The 18,292-nt window shown below is 39.5% G+C and carries 11 protein-coding genes; 8 read left to right on the top strand and 3 right to left on the bottom strand.

Translation table 11 applies throughout. The features are described 5' to 3' along the window. Positions 1 to 427: 427 nt before the first annotated feature. From QNI15_RS32695 to QNI15_RS32660, 8 genes are all read left to right on the top strand, one after another. Positions 428 to 1,399, top strand: a complete 972-nt coding sequence (locus QNI15_RS32695) for an SMP-30/gluconolactonase/LRE family protein (protein WP_314035999.1) — start codon at positions 428 to 430, stop codon at positions 1,397 to 1,399. A 912-nt stretch (positions 1,400 to 2,311) separates the two neighbouring features. After that, positions 2,312 to 3,838, top strand: a complete 1,527-nt coding sequence (locus QNI15_RS32690; RefSeq protein WP_314035997.1) for a GAF domain-containing protein — start codon at positions 2,312 to 2,314, stop codon at positions 3,836 to 3,838. Between the two features lie 23 nt (positions 3,839 to 3,861). Further along, the gene (locus QNI15_RS32685; RefSeq protein WP_314035995.1) at positions 3,862 to 8,382 is read left to right on the top strand and encodes a chemotaxis protein CheB; all 4,521 of its coding nucleotides are present in this window, start codon (positions 3,862 to 3,864) and stop codon (positions 8,380 to 8,382) included. A gap of 441 nt (positions 8,383 to 8,823) precedes the next feature. Continuing rightward, entirely contained in the window at positions 8,824 to 10,554 is a 1,731-nt protein-coding gene (locus tag QNI15_RS32680; RefSeq protein ID WP_313987215.1) for a phospho-sugar mutase, read from the top strand. A 275-nt stretch (positions 10,555 to 10,829) separates the two neighbouring features. Further along, positions 10,830 to 12,317: a hypothetical protein gene (locus QNI15_RS32675; protein WP_314035993.1), complete on the top strand. Its 1,488-nt coding sequence runs from the start codon at positions 10,830 to 10,832 to the stop codon at positions 12,315 to 12,317. A gap of 86 nt (positions 12,318 to 12,403) precedes the next feature. After that, positions 12,404 to 13,906: a hypothetical protein gene (locus QNI15_RS32670; RefSeq protein ID WP_314035991.1), complete on the top strand. Its 1,503-nt coding sequence runs from the start codon at positions 12,404 to 12,406 to the stop codon at positions 13,904 to 13,906. A gap of 184 nt (positions 13,907 to 14,090) precedes the next feature. Then, the gene (locus QNI15_RS32665; protein ID WP_314004029.1) at positions 14,091 to 14,984 is read left to right on the top strand and encodes a sugar phosphate isomerase/epimerase family protein; all 894 of its coding nucleotides are present in this window, start codon (positions 14,091 to 14,093) and stop codon (positions 14,982 to 14,984) included. A gap of 156 nt (positions 14,985 to 15,140) precedes the next feature. Next, on the top strand, positions 15,141 to 15,824 hold the full coding sequence (locus QNI15_RS32660) for a DUF4328 domain-containing protein (RefSeq protein WP_314035989.1): 684 nt from the start codon (positions 15,141 to 15,143) through the stop codon (positions 15,822 to 15,824). A gap of 3 nt (positions 15,825 to 15,827) precedes the next feature. On the opposite strand, the gene QNI15_RS32655 is transcribed toward QNI15_RS32660, so the two are convergent. The 3 genes from QNI15_RS32655 to QNI15_RS32645 form a co-directional block, all read right to left on the bottom strand. Further along, a complete protein-coding gene (locus tag QNI15_RS32655) occupies positions 15,828 to 16,343 on the bottom strand; it encodes a GNAT family N-acetyltransferase (protein WP_314035987.1) in 516 nt (171 codons plus the stop codon). 145 nt (positions 16,344 to 16,488) lie between these two features. Then, positions 16,489 to 17,676, bottom strand: coding sequence for a M20 metallopeptidase family protein (locus QNI15_RS32650; RefSeq protein WP_314035986.1), 1,188 nt, complete (start codon positions 17,674 to 17,676; stop codon positions 16,489 to 16,491). Between the two features lie 56 nt (positions 17,677 to 17,732). Continuing rightward, complete coding sequence (locus QNI15_RS32645; RefSeq protein ID WP_313987202.1) at positions 17,733 to 18,257, bottom strand: hypothetical protein; 525 nt, start codon at positions 18,255 to 18,257, stop codon at positions 17,733 to 17,735. Positions 18,258 to 18,292 lie beyond the last annotated feature (35 nt).

The following is an 18,292-nucleotide window of genomic DNA, read 5'->3' as shown; positions in this document are numbered from 1 at the left end:
TCGGCTCTGATTGACAGCCCGTTTTCAGCCGATACAGAATCGCTTCTACTATCTGGGTTAACAATTCTATACTGCATTCTTTCCCTCTGGTGCCTACACTTAAATTTGCAACTATATAGGTGCGTATGGTATCTTTCGAAAGGATTTCCATTTAGAGTGATATTTTTTGGTTCGCATCTCAAAATTCACTCTTTTTCGGGAATCCTTTCCTTTTACTAAACAACTTCAATGACATAAAATAAGGCCCACATCTAGTTCATTGAAATATTCCAGGAAGCTGTTACTTAGTTGTTTGATGCTGGCAAAGCATATCTATTGTTCTGTTATACTTAAGGACATTTGTATTTCATATTTCCACGTAAAAAAATCCTATCTGTTTTGAAAAAATGTAACTTACAATCCATTTACCTTGCAACTTCGTTTATCCATGACAAATCTGTTCACAACCAGTTTTTCTACTCTCTGTATAGCTTTAGGCTTGCCATTTGTTCAAAGCTCTCTATCAGAAAGTGTAGCTAACCATAACTTCAGACAAACCGTGCAAACTATCGCAGACTCAACATCAGGCAGTGGCATTATAGCACCACAGGCAAAACTGCAGCTGGTATCTAACCAGTTTAGTTTTACAGAAGGACCCGCAGTAGATAAAAAAGGAAATGTATACTTTACTGATCAGCCCAATAACAAAATCTGGAAGTATGATACTGAAGGAAAGCTTTCTGTGTTCATGGAAAATTCAGGTCGTTCCAATGGAATGTACTTTGATCAGAAAGGAAATCTTATTAGTTGTGCAGACGAAAACAACCAGCTCTGGTCTATCAGTCCACAAGGTAAGGTTACCGTTCTGCTCAAAGATTTTCAGGGACATACACTCAATGGTCCCAATGATGTATGGGTAGACAAATCGGGTGGTATATACTTCACCGATCCATACTATCAGCGCCCATATTGGAAACGGCAGAGCCCTGATCCAAATCTGGGAGGAGAGAAATTATATTACTTACCGAAAGGTGCATCAGCAGCTATCCTGTTGGATGATACCTTCAAACAACCCAATGGCTTGATCGGTACTCCGGATGGTAAAATATTATATGTTGCTGATATTGGTGACAACAAGACTTATAAATATGAGATTGCTGGCAATGGCGTACTCAAAAACCGCCAGTTGTTTGTAAATCAGGGATCAGATGGGATGACTATTGATAATCAGGGTAATGTCTATCTAACAGGCAATGGAGTAACTGTATATAACAAAGAAGGGCAAAAGATAGAACATATACCTATTCAGGCCAAATGGACTGCTAATGTATGCTTTGGGGGGAAAGAAAAGAACTTGTTATTTATTACTGCTTCGGAATCTGTTTATACATTGAAAATGCAGGTAAAGGGAGTACAATAAGGTTTTCACCGCTTCAGAAGAGAAAGTCATCTTATTCTTTGATCTGGTTAAAAATAGAGTCGATCATAGTTTTTCTCTATAAATCCCCATAAAAAGCGAAACGCATCCAACCCAATGTAAGGTGTCGGATGCGTTTCAAAATCCTCGGTTAAATCATATCAAACACCGCCGGCACGCAACCAGCACGATCCAATCATTTCCGCCCGAGTCACTTTACAAAAGCAAAGCGATCAAAATCTCACACCTAAAAGATGATTGGTAGTGTTTGATAAAATTTGCTTGGGACTAGACATGTGTACCTCCTTTCTTTTGAGTGAAACATGAGCAATAGATATTTAAAAGATCATTGCATTACAAATGCGGTCTGATAAAGGGATGCTACTGCCGATGGTGACCACCATACAGTATAATAACATTTATAAGGGCAGAAGGTTCAACATTTTTTCATTCAATACTTACTATTTTTATATCTTTTAAAAATTACCAGACAAATCCTATCGTTATTTGTATTCAGCTTAGTAACTTGTCTGCTTTCCGGTTTATAGTGAAATGTATTATCAGTAGTTTTTGTCAAAAATAAAGATGATTTTGTAACAAAATAGCCAGTAATCTGGTTAAACGACTGACATATTCTGCTATACATAGTAAGAATACAGCAGACATAAGTAGACGAGGATCAAAAAGAAAAGCAAAAAAATGTATCATTGGTGTCTTTTATTTCACACATTCGTAAATTAATTTTCGTGTGATTTGGAAAATAGAGTTCGGATTTGTGCGAGGGTTTGAGATAAAAAACAGCAGGCATTATTTTTTTGCCCTTAGAAAGTGTGTATCTATTTCCATACAAACGCATCAACTGAGGAGTATTAGGGCAAAATGGCTTAGCTCCCCGGAAACAAACTTACATACCTTATGTCTAAAAAAAATTATGATTCAGAATTTTGTGGAAGCCTCCCTCTTAACTTTATTAACCATGTCCAGGCGTATGGTGTCCTGGTAGTATTGGATAAGACTAATCTGACAATCATTCAGGTGAGTCAGAATATTGAAGAAAAACTTGGTATTGCTGTTGAAGAAGTTATAAATAGTTCCTGGAAAAAATACATTTCAGATAAGGAGTTAACTCTGCTCGAGGAGCATATACAATCTGATGTAATCAAAAAAACATCCGTATCATTTTCCTTTACAGTACCTGATCGACAAACCAATTGCCTTGCCATTGTTCATATAAAAGATGACTATCTGATTCTGGAAATAGAAATTCTGCCAGAAGATGAATCCGCTACTACCTCATTTTTATCTGTCTATCAGGATGTCAAACATGTGATTACACGGCTGGAATCTGCACAGACTATTACATCTGCCTGTGAGATTGCTATCACCGAGTTAAAGAAGATCTCTGGTTTTGATCGGATTATGGTGTATCAGTTTGATGAAAACTGGAATGGTACTGTCATTGCCGAAACGCTGGAAGAAGGCATGGAGCCTTATCTGGGTCTGGTATTTCCGGCTTCGGATGTACCTCGCCAGGCCAGAGCCTTGTATCTGCAAAATCCCTATCGGCAGATACCTGACCGTGAATACACTCCCGTAAAGTTATATCCTCTGCTAAATCCTGCCACAGACACATTTATTGATCTGTCTGATTGCAATTTGCGGAGTGTAGCATCCGTTCATATAGAGTACCTGCGTAATATGAATGTGATGTCGTCTATGTCTATCCGTATTATAAAAGACAACAGATTATGGGGACTGATTGCCTGTCATCATCGTCAGGCTAAGTTTATTCCGTATCAGCTTTGTTCTGTTTTTGAGCTTTTGTCTGGTTTCATATCCTCTACGTTTTCACGGCTTCAGGTACTAGAGGAGTTTCAGCGTAACTCACACCTACAGACCATTCATGCCCGTCTGGCAGAGCAGATCTATGCAGAAGATAGCCTGGTCAAAGGATTGCTACAAAAAGAGACAACCGTACTGGATCTTTTACAAGCTGAAGGGGCTGCTTTAACCTATAGTCGGGGTATGGAAACCATTGGAGTTACACCCGATGAGGACGAAGTAAAGAATTTGATCATGTGGTTACAGGGTAATAAACCAGACAAGGTCTTTTCTACCGACTCTATAGCTTCTGTATATGATAATGAAAAGCTATCTCAGGACATCGCAGGGATGATTGCTATTCCCATTCATCCGGCAAAAGACGAATACCTGTTTGTGTTCCGGTCAGAAGCGATTCAAAAAATTAACTGGGGAGGAAATCCGGATGAGGCGATACAATTTGAGCAGGATAAGAAAAACTATCACCCGCGCAATTCGTTTAAAATATGGCAACAGACCGTAAAAGATACTTCCTTGCCCTGGCATACACAGGAAATTCAGGTCGCTGATTCACTTCAGCATATTTTACTCGAATATACGTTACGTAAAAGCGTTGTTTAACGCTCTAACAGACAGAGAAGCACGTGAAAAAGAATCATTCTGTAGATACAAAATTAACGGAAGTACCTATTGACAGACAGCATTTTATTGTAGCAATAGGTGCTTCAGCAGGAGGGCTGGAGGCCATTCATGACTTTTTTGATAATGTAACAGAGAGTTCAAATCTCTCCTTTGTCATTATTCAACACCTGTCGCCAGACTACAAAAGTCTTCTTGTAGAGCTGGTAGCTAAGCATACCTATATGAAAGTACAGGAAGCTGAGGATGGTGTGTTGTTAGAGAGAGGGTGCATTTATGTAATTCCACCCAAAAAGATGATGACTATCTCAGACTGCCGACTACAGCTGACTGACAAAAAAAACATAGACAAAGGCCCAAATACTGCTATAGACATCTTTCTTCATAGCCTTGCCAAAGACAAGGGTGATAAGTCTATTGCTGTTATTTTATCAGGTACAGGTACAGATGGCACAAAAGGGATTGAAGTAATCAGTAAGGCAGGCGGAATGGTGGTAGTACAGGAACCTGAATCTGCCAAGTTTGATGGAATGCCAAAAAGTGCTATTGCCACAGGTTGTGCCGATATGATACTGGCCCCCTGGCAAATGCCGGAAGAAATTGCCAATTACATCGACGATACATCCAATGGTGTCTTTACAGAAAAGACTATGGATGAAAAGGTGCTGGAAGATATTCTGAAGCTGATCTATAAGAATACAGGGTGTGATTTCCATAACTATAAATACCCGACTATTCTTCGGCGTATTGCTCGCAGGATAAAGAAACTGGAATTACGTCATGTAAAGGCATATCTCTCTTACCTGAAGAAACAACCAGGTGAATCGCAGGTTCTGTGCAAGGACTTTTTGATTGGTGTAACCAAATTCTTTCGAGACAAAGAAGCCTTTGATTCACTACAGGAACAGGTAATTTCTAAACTTATTCACGACAAATCGGCTGGTGAAACCATAAAGGTCTGGGTTACTGCATGTAGTAGTGGGGAAGAAGCCTACAGCATTGCGATCCTGCTATATGACATGATCGCACAGTCAAAGAAAAATCTTTCTATTAAGATTTTTGCTACAGACACAGATGCTAATGCCATAGATTATGCTTCTCGTGGTATTTATGAAACTACTATAGAAAAAGACATTCCTGCTTCTTATCTGGATTCCTATTTTATAAAACGGGATGCTACCTATCAGATTATTCCAGAGATACGCAAGCTTATTGTCTTTGCCAAGCATAATATTATCACCGATCCTCCTTTTATTAAAAATGATCTGGTGACATGTAGAAACATGCTTATTTATATGAACTCTGCTCTGCAGAAGAAGGTGCTTTCTACATTGCATTTTGCTATGAACCCAGGAGGATATTTGTTTCTGGGTAGTACAGAGTCTGTGAGTATGATCAGGGAAACCCTGGAAGATGTAGACCGTAAATGGAAGATTTTCAGGCGTATCGAAACAGTTAACAGGCCGTATCATGAATTGTTCAGTAAACCATTAACTTCAACCAGAAGCTATACTCCGAGAACAGTTCCCGACTTCTCACAAGCCAAAACTCAGTCAGGCGACTTCTCTGAAGACATCAAGCAGATTTTGTGTGATGACCTGGGGTATGTGGCTATTTATATCGACAGCAATCTGGAAGTACGACATACAGCAGGCGATTATAAAAAATTTCTTTCGTTGCCAGATAAGCAGATCAATCTGAACTTATTAAAACTGCTTTCCAAAAGTCTGGTAATTCCTGTTCATAAGATGATCCGGCAGGCATGGAATAATAACGAAAAGGTTAATGAGGAGAAGGTAACCTATCGATCCAGTGAGGGAATCAAGCAGGTAAGTGTTCTCGTCAGACCTATGCCTGCTTCTTCGTTAAAGACAGGCTATACACTGATTTTACTGAAAGAACTTCCCGTAACAGCTCAACCTGTAGAAGAAACACCTGTAAAGGTAGGTGAACTCAATGATCCGGATTTTCTGAATGGCTTGCATGAAGAGCTCAACGAAACCAAGCTAAGTCTGCAAACTACTATTGAAGAGCTCGAAACTACCAATGAAGAGCTGCAGAGTGCCAATGAAGAGATGATCTCTTCCAATGAAGAATTACAAAGTTCCAACGAGGAGTTGCAGTCGCTTAATGAAGAGCTACATACACTAAATACAGAACACCAACTTAAAATCAATGAGCTCATCCAGCTTAATGATGACCTGAATAACTATTTCCGAAGCACAGATATTGGCCAGATATTTCTCGACAAGGATTTACGGATACGTAAATTCAATCCATCCGTGGGTAAGCTGGTGAACCTGATCGAAAGCGACATTGGCCGACCTATTACTGATATCTCTACCAATTTGCTCAATATCAATATTGATAATGCATTACAGGAGGTTATCAGTACCAAAATGGTGGTGGAGAAGGAGATTTTTACCAGGTCCGGACAGTCGTATCTGATGAAGTTATACCCTTACATCAACAATAATAACAAATCTGATGGGATCATACTTACCTTTGTAGACATCAGTCTGATAAAGAATCTGAATGAGATCATTAACGGGGTATTTGAATCTTCTCAAAGCTCTATTTTTGCTTTTGAAACGGTGACGGATGGGGATCATAAGGTTCGGGATTTTACCTGTGTAGCTGCCAATCGTGCATCCGAGTCTTTCTGGAAAAAGCCTATTAATGCCATTATCAACCATTCACTGGAGTCAATTTTCCCGATAGATGTAAAGACAACGCTCTTCAAAGAGTTTCGGAAGGTATATACCCAAGGCATTCCATCACACTTTGAGATTTCCTTTGAACAAAAATCTTTTGAAGGAGTAGCGGTGAGAACTAAAAACGGAATCGCTGCTACCTTCACCAATGTTACGGATAAAAAAACAGATGAGGCTAAGTTGAGAAAGAACTTTAACGAACTCATTCGCACGAAGGAAGATCTGAAGGTTCTCAACTCTAACCTGGAGGAAAAGATACAGGAACGTACACAGGAACTCAGTAAAAGTGAGGAACGCTTCCGGTTATTGTCCCAAGCTACCAACGATGCTATTATTGACTGGAGACTGATAGATAATGATATCTGGTATAGTGATAGCTTTTTCTCAATGTTCGGATATAAAAATGCAGAACCTCAGCAGTCCCGCAAACTGTGGTCTGCCAATATCCATCCGGATGATAAAGAGAGGGTACAATCTACAATTCATAGGCTGCTAAACACCAATACTAGCCATTTCTCATTGGAATATCGCTTTCAGAAGTCTGATGGGGGATATGCAGAAGTACTTGACCGTTCGTATATTTTGCATGATGAATATGGCACACCTTACCGGATGCTAAAATCCATGCTTGATATCACTGAACTTCGTAAGGCGAGGCAGGAAGTAAAGTGGAACATAGAACAACGGCAGTTTTTGGCAGAATCTGTCCCGCTGATCGTATGGACTGCCAATCCGGATGGCAAGATCACATTCATTAATAAGAACTTCGAGCTGTTTACAGGTGAGTCCACTACAGAAGCAACTGACTACAGCTGGAAACGTTTTGTTGATCCGACCGATTTGCTCAAATTAAAAAAGATCTGGCTATCAGCTTTGCGGTCTACACATGATTTTGAGGTAGAGATTAAAATTCGTAATGCCAGCCATGAATATAAGTGGCATTTGTTACGGGCACGTGCTCAACTCACCAACCGTGTGATTTATTCCTGGGTAGGTAGTGCTACTGATATCGATCAGCAGAAAAGGATTTCAGAAGTTATGGAGCAGAAGGTGCTGGAACGTACAATAGAACTTAAAAAGCTGAATGTAGCTCTCAGAAGCAGCAACAATGACCTGCAACAGTTTGCGTCAGTAGCATCACATGATTTGAAAGAGCCTATCCGCAAAATACATCTGTATGGTAACCTGTTGAAGAATAAGTATCTTCAGGAAATGGATGGGGCCACTATCTTTGCAGATAAGATTATACAGTCTGCTTCCCGTATGACCAAGCTGGTAAATGATCTGCTTAGTTATTCGAAAGTGTCAGATGGGTCTTTCTTTGAAATGCTTAACCTGAATACCATCATCACGGAGATTCTGGATGATCTCGAGATTGTGATTCGTGAGAAAGATGCTACCTTCTCGATTAGCCATTTCCCTATGATTGAGGCAATTCCCGGTCTGATCCGGCAATTGTTTCAGAATCTGATCAGTAATGCACTCAAGTTTTCAAAACCAGATGTAGTGCCATCAATTACCATTCATTCAACCGTGATCAGCGAGAAGAAATTCAGCAGTTCACCTCAGAAAGATGGTGGTTTTGTACGCATTGTTGTCAAAGATAATGGTATTGGCTTTGATGAAGTCTACAAAGATAAAATCTTTACACTGTTTCAGAGGCTACATGGTACAGATGAATATGAAGGTACAGGCATAGGCCTGGCTCTTTGCAAAAAAATTATCGAAAAACACAACGGACTTATTGATGCACATAGTAAGTTAGGTGAGGGAGCTGAGTTTGTCATTATTCTGCCTGTTAAACAAAATTAATCCTACTATCAGTATTCCGATCATTTTTCAAAACTATCGGAATACTGAGTATGTAACTGACATATCAGAATTTTGATATTTTTTTAGTTTAGTCAGAGTTCTGATGTTTTGCAGTAGTGTATGCATTGAGAAAGATGATACTCAGTGAGTGGTAAAGCAAATCGTATTATCTTATAGATTACTGGATGTCTTTATTATAAGAGTGGAAAGGGGAAAGTTGTAAGAAAATGTGTTTACTCCCTTTACTTTTACGTATTAACATACAGTTTTCTTTTTCTTCATGGCAGGCTTTTTCGATATTAAAAAAATCATTGCATATTCGCAAAAAGGGATCAAAAACAATCTTCTCGGATGTGAAAGACACATCTGAAAGGATTATTTTAAGGCTGAGAAAATGTACATTATATACTGAGACTATTTATTAACCTTTATTTATTTAAAATGGAAACAGCTATCCGCCAGAAAATCGACACATGGCTTAGTGGTAATTATGATGCTGATACCAAAGCATACCTGAATAAACTTCTGACCGATAATAATGATGCGGAGTTGAATGATGCATTTTATAAGGATCTGGAGTTTGGTACAGGTGGATTGCGAGGTACTATTGGTATCGGAACCAACCGGATGAATCAGTATACAGTCGGAATGGCTACACAGGGATTGGCAAATTACCTGAAGCAGACCTATCCTAATGAAGAAATCCGTGTGGCTATTGCCCATGACAGTCGTATCAAGAGTGATACCTTTGCTCAGATTACTGCGGATGTATTTTCTGCCAATGGCATCAAAGTATTTCTGTTTCCGGAATTGCGTCCTACTCCTGAGTTATCATTTGCTGTTCGCGAACTGAAATGCCATTCAGGCGTAGTGATTACAGCTTCGCACAATCCAAAAGAATACAATGGCTATAAAGCTTACTGGAATGATGGGGGACAGGTAATTGCCCCACATGATAAGAATATCATCGGTGAAGTACAGAAGATCAAGTCTGTGGACGAAGTCAAGTTTGCCGGAAATCCGGACCTTATTGTGAAAATCGGACCTGAACTGGATGAGAAATACCGGAAAATGATTCTGGGTAATGTAGTGTTCCCTGATGTGATTCAACGGCAGAAAGCCATGAAGATTGTCTTCACACCTATTCATGGAACAGGTATTACGCAGGTGCCACAGGTGCTGGAATTAATGGGTTTTACCAATGTACATGTAATAGAAGAGCAGGCAAAACCAGATGGTACTTTTCCTACGGTAGTATACCCCAACCCGGAAGAAAAAGAAGCGATGAGCCTGGCATTAAAGAAGGCCGCAGAACTGGATGCGGATCTTATATTGGCTACTGATCCGGATAGTGACCGTGTTGGAATTGGTGTAAAGAATCACCATGGCAAATGGCAGTTGCTGAATGGCAACCAGACAGGTAGCCTAATCATCTACTATCTGTTACAGGCATGGAAACAGGCTGGCAAGATTACCGGAAAAGAGTTTGTTGCCAAAACCATCGTAACTACTGATCTGATTGATAAGATGGCTGCTGACTATGGGGTAGAATGTCCAAACGTGCTGACTGGATTTAAATACATTGCTGCAAAGATTAAAGCATACGAAGGAGAGAAGAAATTTATCGCAGGTGGAGAAGAAAGCTACGGATACTTGGTGGGAGATGCTGTTCGTGATAAAGATGCCATTGCATCTTGTGCTATCATTGCTGAGCTGGTTGCTTATGCCAAAGATAAGGGCATTAGCTTGTTTGACATGATGCGTGAGATGTATGCCAAATATGGCTTCTACTACGAAACATTGATTTCTCTGACTAAGAAAGGTCAATCCGGAGCTGAGGAAATTAAGCAGATGATGAACAATATGCGTAATAATCCTCCGAAAACAGTAGCAGGTTCTCCATTGGTACGCCTGCTGGACTATGAACTCGGACAGGATCGCGATCTGATAAACGGAACTACCAAACCAACCGAGTTGGAAAAATCAGATGTGCTGCAATTTATCACTGCTGATGGCACAAAAGTATCTGCACGTCCTTCTGGTACAGAGCCTAAAATCAAGTTTTATGTGTCTGTAAATGAGCCGCTGGAAAATAAGGAAGACTTTGATGCCGTTTTTGAAAAGCTGAAAGGCAAAGTAGCCAGCATTGTCGAAGAACTGAAGTTAAGCTAGGCTCAATATAATTACCAATACCATTTCTCCCTTATGTCTGACTTGTTCAGTATAAGGGAGATTTTTTTTATGGCTGATGTTATTCGGGTGCATATAATGGTAAATGGCTAATTATCAATATAATGGATAGGTTGAATATGATATGATATGATATGAAGAAATTATTTGTGCGTGTTTATTTTTTATGTATTTCAAATACTAACAAACATTGTTTTTTGTAGAACCTTTGCAAAAGATATAACACCACAAACACTCAGTCTCTGGTATTTCTAAAAATGACACGTATACAAATTCTTCAAACTAGCTTTCTGTTTTTCTCTGTATTTTCCCTGTATGCACAGGATTCTTTATTGATCAATTTACACAGAAAAAAGCTGGATTTAGGTTCCAGTACATTTCAGAATAAAACCTTTTACATTGCCAGAGTCGTAGATGCTCGTTCCGATAAAGAAACTATCGGGATTGTGCAACGTGGAGTGTTTAACAGAAATGCGCCTGCCTCCTTTGTCGGGAGCCTTGAACCACAATTACAGGACTTCTTTGATCGGGGACTTGCTGCTAAACAGGGATATACACCTGTTATTGTGAAAGTAAATCAGTTGGTCATTGCGGAAAAAAGGACACCTACAATGGAAACAGCTACCGCATTTGCTGAATTGGATTTTATTGTTTTCCGAAATGACTCTTTGTTCCTGCTGTTTCAAATTTCTTCTTCTGTCAAACGGGATGGGATGGATGTTACAGGCTTCCATGATGAGAATATTGCAGAAGCACTAAGTAAGTGTATGATAAAATTTGCCAAGAGCCCCTGGAAAGAAGCTCTTTACAAAGGCCCCATTGTAACAAATGAACAACTGATATCCAATAGCCCTATAAAATTTGAGTTGCCAGATCTACCTGTTTTTCATACAAATACTCCTCAAAGAGGAATCTACATGTCTCTAAGTGAATTTTTGAACAATAAGCCTGGAAATTTTGAAAAATTCATGTTGGATGTTAAACCACGTAAGGGAAAAAACTGGGAAGGTGTAGATCGTGTAGCTCCTTATCTGATTCAATTCGATGGAAGCCAAACCAAGCTTAAAAATGCCTGGGGTTTTTCAGATGGAAGCCAAGCTTATATTTATTACAATGAAGACTATTTTCCACTGGTACAAAAAGGCAATACATTTGTGTTTGATGGGTTTGTGCCACTTCCGAACAATATGTATATAGTCACTCCACCTACTTCCGGTGTTGCTGAAGCTGTTGTTACAGGTGTTGTTGCAGGCGCTGTAGCTGCATCAACTGCAGCAATTCTGGCAGGTTCATTTTCCAAGGGCTCAAGACAGACCTATCAACTTGATATAAAGACAGGGGAGATAAAAGTCTGGGATGTGGCAAGCCATCATGCCATGACGAGCACCCAATCTTCTGTAAATACCATCACCAAAGTTCTCCTTTATTGTAAGAAAGAAAAAGGGAGTACAACACCTGTAACCATTCAGTTGAATAGTACCACAGATACTGTTTCGGTGAAACTGTCTGGTGGTCAGTATCAGGAAGTGCTCTGGGGAGATCTTTCTTCAGAGTTACAGGTGTGTGTAAATGGTCGATCTAATCCTTGTTACACCTTCTTCCCTGATGCTACAAAGACCAACTACCTGGAGTACCTGCCTTCTGCTACCCATGATGATGATATCATTATCCGGCCTGTAAAAGATTCAGAAGCAGAATTTTTTCTAAAAAAGATAAAAACAACTCAGGAACGCAATCAGAAATAAAAGTATCCGTCAGTCAAAAAACTATGACTGGTGACCTGAGTAAACAATAGTGTATAAAGTAATACTAACTTCCGTCAATTAGCAAAATGTTTAGAATACGAATTTTACAAACTCTTTGTTTCCTGTTTATCTGTACATCTCTTTATGCACAGGGATCTTTACAAATTAATTTAAAAAAGCAAAAGCTTGATTTGGGAGAAACTACTCTGCGGGGGATACCTTTTTATATCTCTCGTGTTGTTGATGCTCGTCCATTGAAAACACACATCGGTACCGTACATCGTGGATTTGATGATAACAAAACTTCAGCCTTTCTTGAAGGTGGTATGGAATCTCAATTGCAGGATTTTTTTAATCGAAGTCTTCCCGTTACTCAGGGTTATACTGCTGTGATTCTTAAAGTGAATCAGTTGTCTATTGCTGAAATGGGCAATACAAAAGATATGAGTCTGGCTTCACAGATAGGAACAGCAGCCATTGTCATGGATTTTATTGTTAAACATGAAGATTCGCTTTATGTAGTGTTTCAGGGGTCTGCTTTAGTAAAAAGATATGGAATTGATGTTACAACTGCACATGATAATACAATTGCCAAAGCATTAAGTGAGTGTATTGTAAAGTTTGCCAAAAGTTCATGGAAGGAAATAGCTGATCCAGTACATGCTATTACAGAAGAACAGCTTTTAGCTCCTGTAGCTATGGATAAGAATTTACTGGATCTTCCTGTTTTACAGGGAGGAACTATCTGGCAGGGAATTTATTATTCATTGGATGATTTTCGCAATAATTCCCCTGATAACAAACAGGCCTTTGGTGTAGATCGTAAACCTAGAAAAGGAGATGAGTGGGTTGGTGTGGATCAGGTAACCCCTTATCTGGTAACAGCAGAAGATAAACATAAAACCCTTAAAAAAGCATGGGGATTCTCAGACGGCAGTCAGGCCTATATTTACTATGATAAAGATTATTTCCCTATTCGGCAGGAAGGAAGCGGCTTTTTCTTTGATGCATATGCTTCGGAACGTCGTAGATATACATACTATGGTGTACCGGTTGGTACACCTATGCCTGTTGGAGGTGCTGTGGTTGTTAGTGCAGTGGTTGGCATTGGAATTCCTGCACCTCGTAAGAAGCAAACATATCAATTTGATATTATGACAGGTCAAATCAGTGAGTGGGACGCTAATTCATATGAGGCAAGGTCTGCCACCCAATCAACTTCAGGTGGTGTGGCCAAAGTATTGATTTACTACAAAAAGGGAAAGGGTTCTGATGACAAACCTGTTACTGTTCAGTTACGCAATGCTTTAGATGCAGTTCCTTTAACCTTATCTGCTGATTCATACGAGGAAATCAGCTGGGAGGACTTATTGTCGGAACTAAATGTATGTGTAGAGGGGCAACAAAATCCATGTTATTCTTTTCTTCCTGATGTGACTAAAATCAATTACCTGGAATATATGCCTTCTGCTATCGGCACTTCGGAGAGCTTGATTCGGCCTGTAAAGGAACAGGAGGCAGTTTTTTATCTGAAGAAGATCAAAGCGGCTCAGGAAAAAGCCCAAAAGCGTCAAGCTGCAGATAAATAATACAATCAGGTTACGAAATAGCTGAATGTCTATGTTGAAATGTACAAGTTTTAGTTAAAAAAATACAAGGTTGTAGGTTTTCTGAAACAAGATTCTTATCATTGTGTTAGATAGACGCATTCGAGAATCTGTCTTCTTGTACAGGTATACGTTCACCCTTTTCCAACGCCTTTGTTTAGTTTGTATGTCACATCGTAGAGATTTTCTGAAGCAGTCAGCCTCATTGGTTATGGGAGGCCTGGCCTTTTCCTATTCTGATCAGCTTTTTGCAAAGCCAATGCATTCTGTTGGCATTCAGTTATATACCCTAATGTCTGTCATTGACAAAGATGTAGAAGGTACCTTAAAACAGGTAGCTGCTTTGGGATACAAAGACCTCGAGTCTGCTTTTAGTATGAAAGGAGGCTTTTATGGGTTGAGTGCCAAAGAATTTGCAGCTCTTGCCAAGAAACTGGGATTGGCTTGGCGATCGCACCATGCGATGGGAGCCCCTCTGAAGCCTAATCCTAATTTTGATATTACCAAACTTCCCAAGTTTGATACCTTAAAAAATGATACACAAAAGATTGTTGATTCGGTAGCAGAAGGAGGGATTCCCTATCTGGTATGTGCCAATATTCCTATTGATACAGAAGATGAGGTAAAAGAAGCAGTAGACATTTTGAGTAAAGCAGGAGAGGCTGCCAAAAAAGCAGGATTGACGTTTGTCTATCACAATCACGATAAAGAATTTGCACAGGTAAATGGCAAGCGCCCCTACGATATTTTCCTCTCACAGATAAGCCCTGATCTGATGAAAATGGAACTGGATCTGGCCTGGGTGACCAAAGCAGGAGTTGATCCGGTTGAATTATTTAAAAAACATCCAGGTCGTTTTCCATTATGGCATGCCAAAGATTTTGATAAGGGATTTAAAACATTACTTCCTGTAGGACAAGGTGTAGTAGATTTTAAGAAGATATTTGCCGCTGCCCAAACTGCCGGTATGAAATATTTCTTTGTGGAGCATGATATGGCACCTCAGCCCTTTGAAAGCATCAAAGCCAGTATGGATAATCTGAAAAAGCTACTGGCATAAAAGCATTGTAAGGTGAAAGTACCTATAATACCAGATTAGTAATGTATTGATGAAATACTAAATTGTCGGAATCAACTAAAAACCTACATTTCATAGAGATGTGGGTTTTTTATTTTTGTTACAGATTTATAATACGTTACTTGGTGGAAAAAAAGTATGGTACCAATTCTTGATAATACTGATAGAGCACGCCATGTGGTTCTTTTCTTTTGGGTGTATTTGGTAGTCGTTCTGGCTGTTATTGGAGTAGATAGTATGTATTTGTGGCTTTTATATAAAGTAAAAGCAGGAGAGGAAATAAGTAACAGATTAGGGAATTTACATTATTGGTTATACTCTTTGGCTAATTTAAGTATGTTCATTGCTTTTGTTGCTGTTGTTATTGTTTTTATTCAGTGGTTTAGAAGAGCATATCATAATATTCAAAGAGGCGGTAATTATATCATGAATTCTGAAAGTGCAGCAGCCTGGCACTGGTTTATTCCTATTGCCAATCTTTTCTGGCCATACAAGATTATGAAAGAGATTTGGTATGAGACTCAAGGTACTTATACATCAGATCTGAAGAGTCATGGTATTTTACGTATCTGGTGGATTCTGTTTATACTAAGTAATTTCAGACTAAAAGCAGGAATATATGAAGCCAATCCAGAAATGATACGAGCGACCATGATAAATATTGGGAGAGAAATCATCACTATTCCAGCAATTCTGGTAACTATCTATGTTGTAAAGCAGGCTGCTTCTTTTGAGGAACAGTATATGCAGCAGCAAAAGATCGAATCATTGGGCACAACTGTTCCTGTAATAGAGGATAATCGGGAAGAAGAATTCTATTGATAATCATAGACTTCTTTTCATCAGTAAGTCTGTCTGAGGATCGTCACCTAACAAAAAAACATGTGAGCCAAATACTTCAAAGCCCCATTTCGTATAAAAAGCAATAGCTTTCGTATTATGTTCCCAGACACCCAGCCAGATTGTTTGGAATCCTTGCTGATGGGCTATTTTCAGGCAATATTCCATCAGGTGTTTACCAACTCCTGTACCTATCTGATTGTGGTCTACATAAATACGTTGTAGTTCTATAGGCAGAGGGTCCGTTAATTCTTCCGGATTGTTGTTTTGGCGGAGTTTTGCATACCCTACTGGTGAATCATTAATATAGGCTACATAATACAACGAGTTCACATCTTGAATATCTTCTGTGAATGCTTCTGTGGTAAAGGCTTCAGAAACATAAGCTTCCATGTTCTCTGGAGTATTTTGTGAAGCAAAGGCGCTTTCAAAAGTTTGTTTTCCCAGAGTTGCAAGCATAGTTGCATCTGCTGGAGTTGCCTGACGAATAGTAACGGACATACGAGGGTTTGGTTTGATATCAGACAATATACTGAATTTTGTGTTATCTGTATGTCTCTCTGCTAATCTGAAAAAGAAAGAGCTACTCTGGTTAGTATTATTCAAGACAAACCAGAGGAACTTTGTACATTTTACAAGAGCTAGTCTACACTGTTTTAAGTTCGTTAAGTGCTAACCAAGTCATTAATCCGGCCCCAAGCGGAAGAGCGGCTTCATCCACATCAAAAGTAGGAGTATGTACAGATGAAATAATACCACGAGCCTCATTGCGTGTTCCCAGGCGATAGAAACAAGCATCTGTGTGTTGAGTATAGAAAGCAAAATCTTCTCCCGCCATCCAGATATCAAGATCCAGTACATTTTCAGCGCCCAGATAATCAATTGCATAGTTTTTGGCGCGGCGAGTCAGTTCCGGATGGTTTTTCAGAAATGGATAGCCTTTACGAATTTCAAACTCACAACTTCCGCCCATAGCTTCAACAATCCCTTCTGCCATTTTCACCATAGTCTTATGAGCTTTCTCTCTCCATACTTCATCCATAGTTCGGAAAGTACCTTCTATATATACTTCATTGGGAATAACATTGGTTGCACCATTGGCAATTACTTTTCCAAAGGAAAGTACGCATGGGATTTTTGGTGGTGCATTGCGACTTACAATCTGTTGCAGAGATACAATAAGGTGTGCAGCTATTAAAACAGGGTCAATGTTATACTCAGGCATAGCTCCATGACCACCCTTGCCTTTTACCTTTATATAAATCTCGTCGGTACTGGCCATATACAAACCTTCCCGAAATCCAACCTTGCCAACAGGAATATTAGGGGCTACATGCTGTCCAAACATACCATTAGGAGCCGGATTCTGCAGCACTCCATCCCGTATCATCAGAGATGCTCCTCCCGGAATTTTTTCTTCACCTGGTTGAAAAACCAGTTTCACAGAACCTTCAAACTGATCCCGTAAGGCATGCAATATTTTGGCTGTACCTAATAGAGAAGAAGTGTGTACATCATGTCCGCAGGCATGCATAACACCTTCATTCAACGATTTATAGGGAACATCATTGGCTTCTGTAATTGGCAAAGCATCCATATCTGCCCGTAGAGCTACTGTTTTGGATTCCGGATTTTTTCCTTCTATTAAAACAACCACCCCTGTATCGGCTATGCCTTCCTGTGGAGTTAGTCCTATCTGACGGATATAGTCGGCAACAAAGCGGGCGGTTTTCTTTTCGTGAAAAGATAATTCCGGATGCATATGCAGGTGTCTCCGGTTGGAGATAATTTCTTCTGAATATTGATTGGCTAGAGATTTGATCTGGTCAAGCATTGTGTATGTTAGGAGTATTTGAGTACTACGATTTGTTTGTGTTAATTAGTGTATAGTTATTTATCTTGTTTCTGAGGAGGGTTTTCCATACCTGACAGTTTCCAGGTCTCCTCATAAACAGATGCATACGTTATTTCAAGTTTTGCGGTTTGATTTCCGAAAATATTTCTCATCTTCTCTGCGTCCTTTTGAGAGTCTTCAATACTAATAAGCTCTATAGTTTGGCCAGCGGGTATCACTCTTCCAGGCCGAACATTAGATGTCAGAGAGTAAATAGTGTCTTTAGGAAAGATGGCAGCTTGGTAAAAATCTGTATGATCTCCTATATAGGCTTTGCCTTTGTAATAAACACGAATATCTTTGATAAACGCGGGCCCTACACCATTATTAACCAGGATTAGTTTGTAGGTACTCTCTCTGGGACTTGAGTTCCACATCTCCAGATAGGGTAATACAGAGGCATATTGCTGTTTCTGAATCAGTCGGGCTTCATAAATATAGATAACGAAAGTGCCTACACTGATAAGGAAGGCGGTAATTCCAAAGATCCGGTCACTATTGAATGACTTTGCTATTCCCATGAGATTGAATGTTGGTGCAAATTTCTATATTTCCG

The sequence above is a fragment of the Xanthocytophaga flava genome, from assembly GCF_030068545.1.
GTDB classification, from domain to species: Bacteria; Bacteroidota; Bacteroidia; order Cytophagales; family 172606-1; genus Xanthocytophaga; species Xanthocytophaga flava.
Note: the sequence above shows the minus strand (reverse complement) of the source record. Positions and strands in the feature narration are given on the sequence as shown.

Coding starts and splice junctions, on each gene's coding strand:
- QNI15_RS32670 (WP_314035991.1), top strand. CDS start 12,404: ATGTTTAGAATACGAATTTTACAAACTCTTTGTTTCCTGTTTATCTGT.
- QNI15_RS32695 (WP_314035999.1), top strand. CDS start 428: ATGACAAATCTGTTCACAACCAGTTTTTCTACTCTCTGTATAGCTTTA.
- QNI15_RS32645 (WP_313987202.1), bottom strand. CDS start 18,257: ATGGGAATAGCAAAGTCATTCAATAGTGACCGGATCTTTGGAATTACC.
- QNI15_RS32690 (WP_314035997.1), top strand. CDS start 2,312: ATGTCTAAAAAAAATTATGATTCAGAATTTTGTGGAAGCCTCCCTCTT.
- QNI15_RS32680 (WP_313987215.1), top strand. CDS start 8,824: ATGGAAACAGCTATCCGCCAGAAAATCGACACATGGCTTAGTGGTAAT.
- QNI15_RS32675 (WP_314035993.1), top strand. CDS start 10,830: ATGACACGTATACAAATTCTTCAAACTAGCTTTCTGTTTTTCTCTGTA.
- QNI15_RS32655 (WP_314035987.1), bottom strand. CDS start 16,343: ATGTCCGTTACTATTCGTCAGGCAACTCCAGCAGATGCAACTATGCTT.
- QNI15_RS32650 (WP_314035986.1), bottom strand. CDS start 17,676: ATGCTTGACCAGATCAAATCTCTAGCCAATCAATATTCAGAAGAAATT.
- QNI15_RS32660 (WP_314035989.1), top strand. CDS start 15,141: ATGGTACCAATTCTTGATAATACTGATAGAGCACGCCATGTGGTTCTT.
- QNI15_RS32665 (WP_314004029.1), top strand. CDS start 14,091: ATGTCACATCGTAGAGATTTTCTGAAGCAGTCAGCCTCATTGGTTATG.